The following is a 14341-nucleotide window of genomic DNA, read 5'->3' as shown; positions in this document are numbered from 1 at the left end:
ACGAGCGGAGGAGCGGCATAGGGGCATATCACCATGATATGCAACAAGATCAACAATATCGTTAAGGAAGAACAATGACCGACAAGATCAAGGTACTGCGTGATGCACAGCCGGATGTGCTGCTGGACACCGGCTCCTGGGAAAAGCTCTCTGGCGATCCTCATACCGTCAACCTCAACGCCTACGCGTCGGAGGACGGGACCAAGACCATGGGCACCTGGATCTGTACCCCGGGAAGGTGGGCAGTGAACTACGACAAGTGGGAATACTGTGACTTCCGAGAAGGGTACTGCATTCTCACCCCGGAAAATGGCGAGCCGATTCACCTGAAGGCGGGTGATATCTTTATCGTCGAGCCGGGGTTCAAAGGCACCTGGGAAGTGGTTGAAACGGTACGCAAGTATTTTGTTTTTGCCTGAATCAATCTTTCGCATCGAGTTGATATGGCGGTGTATTGGCGGTTGATGCCAGCCGCTGTACTACTCGTCAGGGTCAGGCCGGGGGCGGGATGTTTCCCCCACCCGGCTTTTCGCCATCACAGGAGTCAGGCTCATGGGGCGTCATTCAGATAACTGGATCATGACCGCGCAGTGCCCGAGTCGGTTGGGTACCGTGGACGTGGTCACACGCTTTCTCAAGGAGAATGCTTGCTACATTACCGAGCAGCACTCCTTCGATGATCGGCTGAGCGGACGCTTCTTTATCCGCACGGAGTTCAGGCCGGAGGCAGAAGGATTCGAGGCCGCAAGCTTCGAGACCGGCTTTGCCGAGCGTGCCGCCGAGTTTGGCATGACGTTCGAACTGACACCGCCAGACCGGCGGATGCCGGTAGTGATCATGGTTTCCAAGGCCGATCACTGCCTGAACGATCTGCTTTATCGCTACCGTATCGGCCAGTTGCCCATCGATATTCGCGCCATCGTCTCCAATCATCCGGATCTGGCCAATCTGGCGGAGTGGCACGGCATTCCCTACCACCACTTCCCGATCACGCCGGATACCAAGCCCGAGCAGGAGGCCCAGGTGTGGCAGGTGGTCGAGGAGACGGGGGCGGAACTGGTGATCCTGGCCCGCTACATGCAAGTGCTCTCGAGCGATCTGTGCGAGAAGCTCAGCGGCCGCGCCATCAATATCCATCACTCGCTGCTGCCGGGCTTCAAGGGGGCCAGGCCCTATCACCAGGCCTATGAGAAGGGCGTCAAGCTGGTCGGCGCTACCGCCCACTACATCAACGATGACCTCGATGAGGGCCCGATCATCACCCAGGGAGTGGAGCCGGTGAGCCACGCCGACTATCCCGAGGATCTGGTGGCCAAGGGGCGCGACGTCGAATGCCTCACCCTGGCACGCGCCGTGGCCCTGCATGTGGAGCGCCGAGTCTTCCTGCACGCCAGGCGCACCGTGGTCTTCGACCGTTAACGACACCGCCAGTCACCAGTCAGTTCACTGCAGGCCTTCATAGCAAGGGCGCCGGGGGCAGCACGACGTGGCACCGCCACGCACGCTGCTGTTCCGAGGCGATAAGCCCTGACGTACAACGATTACTCTGCAAGGACAACAGCCATGCCAATCAGTGTCTTCGATCTTTTCAAGGTCGGCGTCGGGCCGTCCAGCTCGCACACCGTGGGCCCGATGCAGGCCGCCTGCAACTTTGTCTCCGAACTCGAGGCCAGGGAGCTGGTTGAGCACACCCGGCGCCTCGAGGTCGAGCTCTATGGCTCGCTCTCCGCCACCGGCATCGGCCATGGCACCGACCATGCGGTGATCATGGGCCTGATGGGCGAGCGGCCCGACCAGATCGACCCGGATGTCATCGCCCCGCGGATCGAGGCCCTGAAGTCCTCGGGTACCCTGCAGCTGGCCAGCCGCCACGCTGTTGCCTTCGACTGGCAGCGCGACGTGCGGCTGCTCGAGGAGAGCCTGCCCCAGCACCCCAACGCCATGCGGCTGCTCGCCTATGGCGACGAGGGCGAGCTCTACCGCAATACCTACTACTCGGTGGGTGGCGGCTTCGTCATCGACGAGGCCCAGTCTGCCGAGGGGGTGCTGGATACCGACCATACCGAGATCCCCTTCGACTTCCAGACCGGTGACGAGCTGCTGCGCATGTGTCGCGACAGCGGCCTGCGCATCAGCGAGCTGATGCTTGAAAACGAGAAGGCGTGGCGCAGCGAGGCGGAGATCCGTGAGGGTCTGCTGACCATCTGGAAGGCGATGCAGGCGTGCATCGAGAAGGGCATGGAAGCCGAGGGCGTGCTGCCCGGCGGGCTCAACGTCAAGCGTCGCGCCAGGAATCTGCACCAGCGCATGCTGGCCAGCAAGGACGACCACTCGTTGATCGCCTCCACCATGTCGGCCATGGACTGGGTCAACCTCTATGCGCTGGCGGTCAACGAGGAGAACGCCGCCGGAGGCCGCATGGTCACCGCGCCCACCAACGGTGCGGCGGGGATTATCCCGGCGGTGCTCCAGTACTATATGCAGTTCCGCCAGGGCGCCTGCGAGCGCGACGTGGTGGACTTCCTGCTGGCCGCCGCCGCCGTAGGCATCCTGTGCAAGAAGAACGCCTCCATCTCCGGTGCCGAGGTGGGCTGCCAGGGCGAGGTGGGCTCGGCCTGCGCCATGGCCGCCGCCGGCCTCACCGAATTGATGGGCGGCAGCGTCGACCAGGTGGAGAATGCCGCCGAGATCGGCCTGGAGCACAACCTGGGACTGACCTGCGACCCGGTGGGCGGTCTGGTACAGGTGCCCTGCATCGAGCGCAACGCCATCGCCTCGGTGAAGGCGATCAACGCCGCCCAGATGGCACTGCGCGGCGATGGCGAGCACTTCATCTCGCTGGACAAGGTGATCCGCACCATGCGCGATACCGGTGCGGATATGCAGGAGAAGTACAAGGAGACCTCGAAGGGCGGCCTCGCCGTCAGTGCCATCGAGTGCTGATCCTTGGCACCGTCGTGCTGCCGGCGGGCCTGGCTCAGTAGGCCAGCGCCTGCAGCACGGCGTCGCGACTGGCACGTTCCCGCTCGGCGTAGAGCGCCAGCTCGTCGGCCACCGGGGCGCCCAGTGCCGCCTCGAAGGCCGCACGGTTGGCGTTGCCGGCGTAGGCACCGTTATCCCCGCCACCCAGGTTGGACTGGAAGATGCCCGCCGCGCTGACCGGCAGGAAGTCCTCGTAGGTGATCGGCCGTGCGCTGACCAGTCCGCGTTCGATCAGCGTCTCGAGGTCCGCCTCGGCGACCTTGTCCGCGGCACGGCCGGCGTCGGTCAGGCGGTATTCGAAGAACGCCAGCCCCTGGCGGCGCAGCGCGCTCTCGCTGTCGGGGAAGTCGGCGAACACCTCCGCCAGTCGCTGCTGGTGAGTCGCGTTGTCGCCGCCGGTACCTTGCTCGCGGCTATGGGTCAGCAGGCGGTCGTAGAGCTCGCGGCCACGAGGCGTCAGCGCCACACCGCGCTGCTCTATCTCACCGAAGCGGGCGGTGTGCGTACCGGCCTGCTCCCCGGCGAAGCGAATCGTCTCCTCCAGCGCGGTAAAGCTGGTCTGACGCAGCAGGATCGGGCAGTCGCGGCGCGGCGGTCCTTCGATGATGGCCTTGGGCGTCATGCCTGCCGCCGGCATGCGTCGCTGAACCTCGTCGATATCCAGGGTGCGCGGCGTCAGATGGTTGATATGCGGCCCGCGGAAGCAGACCACGTCGGCGATCAGCCGGTGCTCGGCGTGCAGGGCTTCGTAGGTGTCCAGGTCCACGGTGGCATCATGGTGCCAGCGGAAGGTCTCCAGCGCCTCGGCCACGAAGCGCTCGGCCTGCTCATCGTTGAGCCCGCCTTGGGCCTCGCTAAGGGCGATCAGCTCCCGTGCGCCGGGGGTGAAGATGTCACGTTCGGCCAGGATGGCCGCCGCTCGCTCGCGCAGCGCCTGACTCTCGATCAGCTCCAGGCGCAGCAGCGAGGTGAAGATACGAAACGGGTTGCGCGAAAGGGCCGCATCATCGACCGGGCGAAAGGCCGTGGAGTGCACCGGCACGCCGGCCTCGGAAAGGTCGTAGTAGCCCACCGGGTGCATGCCCATCACCGCGAACAGGCGGCGCAGCATGCCAAGCTCCTCGGCGCTGCCGACACGGATGGCGCCGTGACGCTCGACATCGAGCCGCGCCAGCTCATCGGCCTCGGCCAGTCGTTCGGCCAGCGCCGGGTTCGCCTCCAGCGTCTCGCGGTTCACCTGCTCCACCAGCTCCAGTAGGGTGGTGTACTGCGGCACCTCGCTCTGGTACATGGCCGACATGGCGGCGGCGAAACGGTGACGGATCTCATCGGGGGAAATCAGGGATGCCTGGGTCATGGAATCTGTCTCTCGAGTTGTGGATCAGGGGAGTGGGTGCGGCTATCGACAGGGGCAGTGGCAGCAGGGAGTGGTCGCCGATCGCTGCGCTTGAGCACCGCCAGCAGCCCCTGCAGCGGGTGAGGTAGCGCGGCGTCGGAGAAGCGTCGGGTCTGGCTGCGACAGGAGTAGCCGCTGGCCAGTAGCCTGCCGGCGTTGGCCGGGTCCTCCACCAGCGGCTGCCACGACTGGGCATAGAGGGTTCTCGAGGTCGCCAGATTGCGGGTCTCGTGACCGTAGGTGCCGGACATGCCGCAGCAGCCGGTGCTGACCAGCTCCAGCTTGAGACCGAAGGCGGCGAACACCCGCTGCCAGGCCCCGGGGCTGCCGGGGGCGGTGGTCGCCTCGGTGCAGTGGGCGAGCAGCCGAAAGCCGGGGTCGGCCAGGGCGGGACCGTCGGCAAGCCGGTTCGCCAGGCGGTCGGCATGGGTGGCCAGCCACTCCTGGAGTAGCCGCACCTCGGGCACGGCCTCGGGCCCCAGCGCCTTCACGTACTCCTGGCGGTAGGTCAGGGTCATGGCCGGGTCGATGCCCACCAGTGGCACTCCGAACTCGGCCAGGGCGCGTAGCCGCTTGGCCTGCTTGGCGGCCGTACGTTCGAAGGCGCCGAGGAAACCCTGGACATGCAGCGGCTTGCCGTTGGCGGCATAGGGCGCCACGAATACCCGCACGCCGAGGCGGGTGAGCAGCTCGACGACGTCCAGTACCAGCCTGGCCTCGAAGTGGCGGGTAAAGGCGTCCTGCACCAGCACCACGCTGCGCGCTCTGTCATCCGCGGTGAGTCGGCCCAGTGACGCCGGCGTGGCCTCGTCCACGCCCCAGGCGTCGAGTCGCCTCTGCAGGCGTGATCGGGAGAGCCGCGGGCTGTCCACCATACCGACCGAGCCGGCCAGCAGCCGCTCCACCAGGCGGTTGCCCAGGGCGGCGTTGTAGAGCGGGGCGATGCGTGACAGCGCCGGCAGCAGGAACTCGAGGCTACCGACCAGGTGGTCGCGCAGCGGCCGCAGGTAGCGGCCGTGGTAAACCTCCAGAAACTGGGCGCGGGAGTCGGGTACATTGACCTTGATGGGGCACTGGCCGGCGCAGGACTTGCACGCCAGGCAGCCGGCCATGGCGTCGTAGACCTCGTGGGAGAAGTCCGCCTCGCGGCGGCGACACAGCGTGTTCCAGGCGCGGGCAGGAAGGCGCCGGATGCCGCCCCAGACGCCCTCGCGACGACGGCGTCGCGCCTCCTCGATCAGATCGACCCCGGCTGCCCCCTGCAGGCGCAGCCATTCGCGTACCAGGCTGGCGCGGCCCTTGGGCGAGTGCACGCGGTCGCGGGTGGCCTTCCACGACGGACACATGGCGTCGTCGGGGTCGTAGTTGTAGCAGGCACCGTTGCCGTTGCAGTAGACCGTGGCGGCATGGGCCTGCCACACCCGCGGGTCAATGGAGCGGTCGTACTGGCCCCGGGTGGGCACCCCGTCGATGGCCAGCAGCCCCGGGTCGACCCATTTCATAGCCTGCTCGTCTGTGTCGCTATCGGCTGAGGCAGAGGGCTCCGCGCTATTGGGCGTGCTCAAGGGTTCCGCGTCATTGGGCGAGGTAGTCCTGTCCGCGGCTTCGGGCGGGATAGAAGGCTCCGCATCATCGGGCGGGATAGCCCTGTCCGCGGCTTCGGGCGGGCTGGAGAGTGGCGTCGCTATCTTGCCCGGATTGAGCTGGTTGTAGGGATCGAAGGCCGCCTTGACTCGCTGCAGGCTGGGGTAGAGCGCGCCAAAGAAGGCCGGGGCGTACTCCGAGCGCACCCCCTTGCCGTGCTCGCCCCACAGCAACCCATCGTATTTCCGGGTCAGCGCGGCGACCGCGTCGGAGATTTCGCGTACCAGCCGTTCGTCGGCCGGGTCCTTCATGTCCAGCGCCGGGCGCACGTGGAGTACCCCGGCGTCGACGTGGCCGAACATGCCGTAGTCGAGGCCGCGGGCGTCGAGCAGGGCGCGGAACTCGGCGATGAAGTCGGCGAGGTGCTCCGGCGGCACCGCGGTGTCCTCGACGAAGGGGAGGGGGCGACGCTCGCCCTGGGCGTTGCCGAGCAGGCCCACGGCGCGCTTGCGCATGGCGTAGACCTTTTGGATCGCCGCGCGGCCCTCGGCCAGGGTGTAGCCGAGGCGAGGCACGCTGGCGTCCTGCTCCAGATGTCGACAGAAGGCCTCGACCCGGCGAGCCAGGCGCGCGGGGTCGTCGTCGTTGAACTCCACCAGGTTGATGCCGTGGGTCGGGGTGCCCCCTGAGTCGTGGAAGAACTCGGCGACGCTGTCCCAGACGAAGTCCTGCATGGCCAGGTCCAGCACGGTGTCGTCCACCGTCTCGATGGAGGTCGGTCCGGCCTGGGGCTGTTGTTGTGAAGCGCTGCCTCCGCCCATCAGCGCCCTGGCGTCGCGCAGGGCGTCCATAAAGCCTGAGTAGCGCACATTGACCAGGGTCGAGTGCCTGGGGATCGGCAGGACGTTAAGCACCGCCTCGCAGGTGAAGGCCAGCGAGCCCTCGGCGCCGCACAGCAGGCTGTTGAGGTCGAACTTACCTTCCGCCGTTCTCAAGTGCGCCAGGTCGTAGCCGGTCAGGCAGCGGTTGAGCGACGGGAAGGTGGCCTTGATCCGCTCGTCCTGGGTGTCGATGATCTCCCGGGCGGTGCGATAGGCGCGGCCTGTCACATCGTCGCGGGCGCACAGCACCTCGAGCTCGGCCTCGTCCACCGGCCGGGTGGTCAGCCGCTCGCCGCCGAGCAGCACGCTGTCGAGCTCGAGCACATGATCGCGGGTCTTGCCGTAGGTGCAGCTGCCCTGGCCGCTGGCGTCGGTAGCGATCATGCCGCCGATCGTGGCTCGGTTGGAGGTGGAGAGCTCCGGGGCGAAGAAGAGCCCGTGGGGCTTGAGCGCGGCGTTGAGCTGGTCCTTGACCACCCCGGCCTGGACGCGGACCCGTCGATGCTCGACGTCGATCTCGAGAATTGCATTCATGTGCCGGGAGACGTCGACCACCAGGCCGTCGGTGAGCGACTGGCCGTTGGTGCCGGTGCCACCGCCGCGGGGGGTGAGTACCACCCCGCGGTGTTCTTCCTGGCCGGCGAGCCGGGCGATGCGCACCAGGTCCTCGGCGTGGCGGGGGTAGAGCACCGCCTGGGGCAGGCGCTGGTAGAGGGAGTTGTCGGTGGCCAGCACCGTACGGTTGGCGTAGTCCGGAGCGATCTCGCCCGCGAAGCCGGCGGCCTTCAGGGCCTCGAGAAAGCCCAGGTAGGACGCTTGCGGCGGGGCCTTCGGTGCCAGCCGAGCGATCATGGGCGCAGCGTCTCCAGTGCCTGCTCGAGACGCCTGAACCCTTCCCGCAGAACTTCGGGCTCGGCGGTCAGGGGTGGCAGCAGACGCAGCACATTGCGGCGCCGTCCGCTGGGCATCAGCAGCACCCCGGCCTCGCGGGCGGCGTCGAGCAGCGCCGCGAGGTGTTCACCGCCGCTGGCACCGCTGGTGTCCTCGAAGACGATGCCACGCATGGTGCCGATACCGGTCAGGGCACCGACCATCGGGAAGCGCTCCGCCAGGCGGGTATGGGCCTCGAGGATCAGCGCCTCCTGCGTCTCGCTCCAGCGAGACAGCCTGGCGTCGCTCATGACCTCCATCACCGTGCGTGCCGCGGCACAGGCAACCGGGTTGCCCGAATAGGTGCCGCCCAGCCCGCCCTTGGGCAGGGCGTCCATCAGCTCGGCTCGGCCGGCGACCGCCGCCAGCGGCAGGCCCGCCGCCATGCTCTTGCCCATCAGCAGAAGGTCGGGCTCGACGCCCAGGTGTGTGAGGGCGAAGCGCGTTCCGCTGCGGCCGAAGCCCGACTGGATCTCGTCGAAGATCAGCACGATGCCCTGGGCATCGCAGCGTTCGCGCAGTCGAGCGGCGAAGTCGGCGTCGAGCAGCCTGAAACCGCCCTCGCCCTGTACCGGCTCGACGATGATTGCCGCCACCGACTCGGCGGGGAGCTCCACCTCGAACAGGCGGTCCAGGGCGCGCATCGCCTCGTCGGCGTCGACGCCGCTGTCGCGGCTCGGAAATGGCAGGTGGTAGACCGGCCCCGGCAGGCTGCCCAGCTCGCTCTTGTAGGGCTTGACCTTGCCGTTGAGGTTGAGTGCCGCCAGGGTGCGACCGTGGAAGCCGTCATCGAAGGCGATCACGGCCTGGCGCCCGGTGGCGGCGCGGGCCACCTTGAGCGCATTCTCGGTGGCCTCGGCACCGCTGTTGGTCAGCATGCAGGACAGCGGGTAGGAGACCGGCACGAACCGGTCGAGCGCTTCGACGACATCCAGGTAACCGCGGTGCGGCAGTGCGTTGAAGGCCGAGTGCATCAGCCTGTCGACCTGAGCCTTGACCGCCTCGACGACCGCCGGGTGGCCGTGGCCCAGGTTGAGCACGCCGATACCGCCGACGAAGTCGATATAGTGCCGACCCTGCTCGTCCCACAGTTCGGCATTGCGGCCGCGCTCAACGCACAGCGGGTGAACGATGCTCAGCGAGCGGCTGACGTGAGGAAGGTCCATGTACGGGTTCCAGTCGGTTCATCAGGGGAGTGTCACCGATGTAACCAGCGTGGGACGGCGGTCGCAAACGAAAAAAAGCGCTTATTCCATTCCTTGAAGGAATGTCACATCGAGTCGCTGCCGGCACGCTCAGGCGGAAGGTTGGAATACAAGATGAGTAAAAAGAATTGGTAAATGCCGTTATTTCTTTTGTCAAAGGCACCCCCTCGTGATACCAATGCCGGCCGCTTTGGCACAGCACCCGATGAACTACCCACATAGATGAACTACCCACATAAGAGCCCTTAGGCCACCCCAACCCCCTGACAGGAGCGCCCCATGCCCTATCCCCTGATGCCGGTCGCCGTGGCCATCGCCGCCGCGACCCTGCTCGGTGCCTGCAGCGATGCCGGCTCGTCCACCCCCAATGTGGCGATCGGTCCGCCGGCCAGCACCACCCAGCAGGTGTCCAGCCTGATTCTCGATGCCCACGGTGTTACCGAGGACGACTACAGCGCCTACCAGGAGGGCTTCGGCGCCGCCCTGGACGGCGTTCAGGACGGCAACATCGATCTCTCCATCGGCATTCTCGGCCTGCCTTCCGGCAGCATCGAGAATCTGCAGGCAGCCGCCGGCGACGTGCGCATGATCGGCCTGGATGATGAAGCGGTGGAATACATCGAGGCTAACAGTGCCTACCGCCGTTTCGTGATCCCCAAGGACAGCTATGAGTTTCTTGCAGAGGACGTGACCACGGTAACCGCCTACGCGGTGCTGGTGGGCAACACCCACAGCATCGATGAGGAGCTGGGCTACGAGCTGGCCCGCCTGATGCACGAGAAGGCCGCCGAGAACACCCACTCCCAGTCCGCGTTCATGACCCTAGACAATGCACTGAACGGCGCCGAGGGTCTGCCGATCCATCCGGGCGCCAAGCGCTACTACGAGGAGCAGGGGCTTCAGGTCGACAATCCGGTGGCCGAGCTCGACATCAGCGAGGAGAAAGGCGAGTTCATTCTGGGCACCGGCAGCCAGGGTGGCACCTACTACCCCCTCGGCGGCGAGATGGCCACCATCTGGAACAACTATCTGGACGGTGCCAACTTCACCAACATCGAGACAGGCGCCTCGATCGAGAACCTGGTCAGCATCCGAGATGACCGCATGGACCTGGGCATGACCGTGCATGCACCGGCCCAGGACGCGGTGGCCGGCAGCGGCGAGTTCGATGGTAACGCCATCGGCAACGTCGCCTTCATCGGCCATATCTATCCGGAAGTCATTCAGATCGTGACCCGCGACGCCAGCGGCATCACCGACCTGAACGACCTCGCTCAGTAACCCACGCCGCCGCGGCGCCGCCTTCAGCGGTGCCGCGGGGCCATCGGAGACCCTGTCGTGACTCAAGACGCCGCAGTTAAAAAAAAAGTCCTGATGACACTCAGGCGCTACTAGAGAAGTACGACCGCGAGTCAAGCGTCAGAGTGACGCTCGGCCGCTGGGGCTGGGCGGTCTCGCTGCTCGGCATCGCGCTGACGACCTTTCACCTCTATACCGGCTATTTCGGCACCCTGCCCTCGCAGAAGCAGGGCGCGGTCCATCTGGGCCTGGCGCTCGGGATGATCTTTCTGCTATTTCCCGCCCATCGCGGTGCCGGCGCGCGTCAGGGGGTGCCCTGGTACGATGTGGTGCTGGCCTTTGTCGCCACCTTCGGCGCTTACTACAAGATCCTGTTCTACGATCAGGTGCTGCGCGCCCGCATCACCGGCTACTCGACCCTGGACCTGATCGTGGCGGGGCTGGGTGTGCTGTTCGTGCTGGAGGCGACTCGCCGCACCGTGGGCCTGCCGATCGTGATCGTGGCACTGCTGGCGCTGGCCTATGCGCTGCTTGGCAACCACATTCCCACGCAGCTGCTGTCGCATCCGGGCTTCGCCCTGCACGATATCATGCCCTATCTGTGGTTTCGCGAAAGCGGGGTATTCGGCACGCCGCTGCAGATTTCGGCGAAGTTCATCTTCCTGTTCCTGTTCTTCGGCGTGGTATTGATCCAGACCGGGGTCGGTCGCTTCTTCAACGAGCTGGCCTTCGCCGCCACCGGCCGCTTCACCGGGGGCACCGCCAAGGCTGCGGTGATCGCCAGCTCTCTGCAGGGCATGATCTCGGGCAGCTCGGTGGGCAATACCGTGGCGTCGGGCTCGTTCACCATCCCGATGATGAAGAACGCCCGCTTCCGCCCCGAGATGGCTGCCGCCACCGAAGCCTCGGCTTCCACCGGCGGGCAGATCATGCCGCCGCTGATGGGCGCCGCCGCCTTCATCATGGTGGAGTACGTTGGCGTCTCCTACCGCGAGATCATGTATGCGGCGCTGATTCCGGCATTGATGTACTTCACCGGGATCTTCATCGGCGTTCACTTCGAGGCCAAGCGCAGCCGCATCCTCGGCATTCCCAAGGATCAGCTGCCCAGCAAGCGCAAGCTGTTGCTGCGCCAGGGCTATATGCTGCTGCCACTGGCGGTGATCGTGACCACGGTCAGCGTCGGCTTTACCGCCCAGCGCGCCGCGCTGCTGGGCATCGCCGCCGCCCTGGCGGTCAGCCTGATTCGCAAGGAGACGCGCCCCTCGCCGGCCAAGCTGGTGCGGCTGCTCGACAAGGGCGCCCGGGTGGCACTGCCGGTGATCGCCGCCGTGGCCACCGCCGGCATCATCGCTGGCGTGGTGGGCATGACCGGGCTGGGCGCCAAGTTCGCCGCCGGCATCATCAGCCTGGCCGACGGCACCCTGATCCTGGCGCTGATCTTCACCATGCTGGCCTGCATCGTGCTGGGCATGGGGCTGCCGACCACCGCCAACTACGTGGTGACCGCCACCATCGCAGCGCCGGCCCTGATCAACGAGTTCGGCCTGGCCCCCATGGCCGTGCACCTGTTCGTGTTCTATTTCGGGATCGTGGCCGACATCACCCCACCGGTATGCCTGGCCGCCTACGCCGGGGCGGGCATCGCCGGCGCCAATCCGATGAAGACCGGGGTGACCGCGCTGAAACTGGCGATCGGCGCCTTCATCATTCCTTATGCGCTGATCTACAATCCGGCGCTGGTAATGATCGACGCCACGCCGCTCGGCCTGGTGACGGCGGTGGGCTTCCTCTTGGTGGGGCTGGTCGGGGTGAGTGCGGCCCTGATGGGCCACTTCGTGCGCGACACCCTGGCCTGGGAGCGCCTGGTGCTGCTGGTGGCCGGCCTGGCCATGGTGGCGCCGGAGCCAATCACCAGCACCCTGGGGCTGGTGGCGCTGGCGCTGCTGGCCTGGTGGCAGTCACGCCGCCCGGAGCAGCCCCGGGACGGCGCACTGGCCTGATGCAGACGCCCCGCGGCTACGGCCGCGGGGCGTCTGTTCGAGTTGACCGTCTGGGGTAGAATGACCTTTTTTGCGCTGGAGTCGGCGTCCATGAAGGCTCGTCATCTACCCTCGACCACCACTCTGCAGTGTTTCGAAGCCGCCGCCCGGCATCTGAGTTTCACCCGGGCGGCGGACGAGCTGAGCATCACCCAGAGTGCCATCAGCAAGCAGGTGGCGCAGCTCGAGGACTTCCTGCAGCACAAGCTGTTCCGGCGACTGCGGCGCACCCTGGTGCTGACCCCGGAAGGCTCGCTCTACCTGACCGAGGTGCGCAAGATTCTGGCGCATCTCGAGATGTCGGCCAATGCCATCATGACCTACAGTGGTCATGGCGAGGTGCTCAATGTCACCACCCTGCCCACCTTCGGCACCCGCTGGCTGGCACAGCATCTGCCGGCCTTCTTCACGGCCCATCCCGGCATTACCCTGCACCTGACCGAACGCGTCGAGACCTTCGACCTGGAGAACGACGGCATCGATGTGGCGATCTTCCATGGTCACGGCAGCTGGCCCAACCTCGAGTGTCACAAGCTGTTCGATGAAGAGGTGGTGGCGGTGGGGGCTCCCGGCTACCTGGCACGTCGACGGCTGACCTCCCCCGACGACCTGGCCGATTGCCGGCTGCTGCATCTGTCGACTCGCCCCGACGCCTGGCACCGCTGGTTCGCCGGCCAGGGGACCAGCACCGACAAGAGCTATCACGGCATCCGCTTTGAGACCTTTCAAACCCTGATCGGAACGGTCATGGCCGGCGGCGGCCTGGCGCTGATTCCTCGTTTCATGATCCTGAACGAGCTGGAGCAGGGAGCCCTGGTGCCCGCCTGGCCGGCGGTACTCGGCAGTCCCAACGCCTACTATCTCGTCTATCCGGAACACCTGGGCGAACTGGCCAAGGTTCGCCACTTCGTCAACCATCTGCTGGATGCCGCCGCCGACTCCGAGCTGCAGGCGTGACGGTCGGCTCTCGGTGTGGCGAGTCTTGCATCATCGCCGCCGCGCTCGGCCAGAACATGGGGTGGTGACCCTGCCTGCCCAAGAGTGCATTGCCCTCCGCTTATGTCTGAACCAGACGAGTCAGCTCCTCGAGATAGCTCTCCAGCACGAGGTTGGGCGGTGCGCCCTTGCGCGTGATGGCGCTGTAGTGGGTGCAGTAACGCCACCTCTCGGGGCACAGGGCGCGCATGCGACCCTCGCGGACCCAGCCTTCCGCGTAGTGGGTCGGCAGATAGCCGATAAAGCGGCCGGAGAGGATCAGGAAGGCGATGCCTTCGCGGTCGCTGGCCGAGGCTGCTTCTTTCAGTGGCTCATGAACTTCCTTGATCTCGGGGGTCTGGGCGTAGGCGGGGACCACGGCATCGTGGTCGGCCAGAGCCTCCTCGTCGATGCTCTCCCTATCGAACAGCGCATGCTCATTGGAGCAGTAGAGACGCGACTCCTCGGCGTAGAGAGAGAGGTAATGCAGCCCCGGTAGCACCTTGAGGTCGGGAATCACCCCGGTGTGGAGTCGCCCATCGAGCACCGCCATCTCGATATCGCTGGGGGGAATCATGCGGATATTGATGCGCACCTCGGGGCCGCGCTCCTTGAGCGCGCTGAGCGCATCGGTGATATGCATCTCGGGCATCGTCACCAGGTTGTCGGTGATGCCGATGTTGAGTTCTCCCTTCAGCTGGGCATGCAGGCCGTTGACCCGGGTGCGAAACCCCTCCACGGCAGCGAGCAGCTGCAGGGTCGACTCGTAGACCTCGGCTCCCTCGTCGGTCAGGGCGAAGCCGCTGCGTCCGCGTTGGCAGAGGCGCAGGCCGAGCCGCGTCTCCAGGTCGTTCATGGCCATGCTGATGGCGGCGCGGCTGATGCCGAGTGCCACCTCGGCGGCGGAAAATCCCCCGCACTCCACCACCTTGCGGTAGATCCGCAGCAGACGCAGGTCGGCGTCTCCGGGCTGCCCCATGGGCGTACTCCTGCGCCGTGTCATGGCGTCTCGCCTCCTCTTGTTTGTCTTGTTGGCGTGGGTGTCGG

General features: G+C 66.2%; 10 protein-coding genes. 6 read left to right on the top strand and 4 right to left on the bottom strand.

Translation table 11 applies throughout. The features are described from left to right. Nucleotides 1-74 precede the first annotated feature (74 nt). The 3 genes from RM463_RS11215 to RM463_RS11205 all read left to right on the top strand — a co-directional run bounded on the left by RM463_RS11215 (nucleotide 75) and on the right by RM463_RS11205 (nucleotide 2943). Nucleotides 75-419: a cupin domain-containing protein gene (locus RM463_RS11215; protein ID WP_311430076.1), complete on the top strand. Its 345-nt coding sequence runs from the start codon at nucleotides 75-77 to the stop codon at nucleotides 417-419. Nucleotides 420-552: 133 nt separating this feature from the next. Next, a complete protein-coding gene (purU, locus tag RM463_RS11210) occupies nucleotides 553-1419 on the top strand; it encodes a formyltetrahydrofolate deformylase (protein WP_311430075.1) in 867 nt (288 codons plus the stop codon). Nucleotides 1420-1563: 144 nt separating this feature from the next. Continuing rightward, nucleotides 1564-2943, top strand: a complete 1380-nt coding sequence (locus RM463_RS11205; protein WP_311430074.1) for an L-serine ammonia-lyase — start codon at nucleotides 1564-1566, stop codon at nucleotides 2941-2943. A gap of 34 nt (nucleotides 2944-2977) precedes the next feature. On the opposite strand, the gene RM463_RS11200 is transcribed toward RM463_RS11205, so the two are convergent. Genes RM463_RS11200 through RM463_RS11190 form a run of 3 tightly spaced genes read right to left on the bottom strand, consistent with a single transcriptional unit; the run spans nucleotide 2978 to nucleotide 8939 of the window. Beyond that, nucleotides 2978-4339, bottom strand: coding sequence for a VOC family protein (locus RM463_RS11200; protein ID WP_311430073.1), 1362 nt, complete (start codon nucleotides 4337-4339; stop codon nucleotides 2978-2980). Further along, entirely contained in the window at nucleotides 4336-7695 is a 3360-nt protein-coding gene (locus RM463_RS11195; RefSeq protein WP_311430072.1) for an FAD-binding and (Fe-S)-binding domain-containing protein, read from the bottom strand. Before RM463_RS11195 ends, RM463_RS11200 begins: the two co-directional genes overlap by 4 nt. Further along, nucleotides 7692-8939 carry an aspartate aminotransferase family protein gene (locus RM463_RS11190; protein ID WP_195689560.1) on the bottom strand — a complete coding sequence of 416 codons (1248 nt, stop codon included), beginning with the start codon at nucleotides 8937-8939 and terminating at the stop codon, nucleotides 7692-7694. The genes RM463_RS11195 and RM463_RS11190 overlap by 4 nt, the downstream gene beginning before the upstream one ends. A gap of 318 nt (nucleotides 8940-9257) precedes the next feature. Here RM463_RS11190 and RM463_RS11185 point away from each other — a divergent pair, with 318 nt between their 5' ends. The 3 genes from RM463_RS11185 (at nucleotide 9258) to RM463_RS11175 (ending at nucleotide 13276) form a co-directional block, all read left to right on the top strand. Beyond that, entirely contained in the window at nucleotides 9258-10259 is a 1002-nt protein-coding gene (locus RM463_RS11185; RefSeq protein ID WP_229333168.1) for a TAXI family TRAP transporter solute-binding subunit, read from the top strand. A gap of 143 nt (nucleotides 10260-10402) precedes the next feature. Then, entirely contained in the window at nucleotides 10403-12280 is a 1878-nt protein-coding gene (locus RM463_RS11180) for a TRAP transporter permease (protein WP_195689559.1), read from the top strand. A 90-nt stretch (nucleotides 12281-12370) separates the two neighbouring features. Continuing rightward, a complete protein-coding gene (locus RM463_RS11175) occupies nucleotides 12371-13276 on the top strand; it encodes a LysR substrate-binding domain-containing protein (protein WP_311430071.1) in 906 nt (301 codons plus the stop codon). A gap of 100 nt (nucleotides 13277-13376) precedes the next feature. On the opposite strand, the gene RM463_RS11170 is transcribed toward RM463_RS11175, so the two are convergent. Beyond that, entirely contained in the window at nucleotides 13377-14273 is an 897-nt protein-coding gene (locus RM463_RS11170; protein WP_311430070.1) for a LysR family transcriptional regulator, read from the bottom strand. Nucleotides 14274-14341 lie beyond the last annotated feature (68 nt).

This window comes from Halomonas sp. LES1 (assembly GCF_031846005.1).
In the GTDB taxonomy this organism is placed as follows: domain Bacteria; phylum Pseudomonadota; class Gammaproteobacteria; order Pseudomonadales; family Halomonadaceae; genus Halomonas.
The sequence above is the reverse complement of the archived record's forward strand: the minus strand, read 5'-3'. Positions and strand labels throughout refer to the sequence as shown.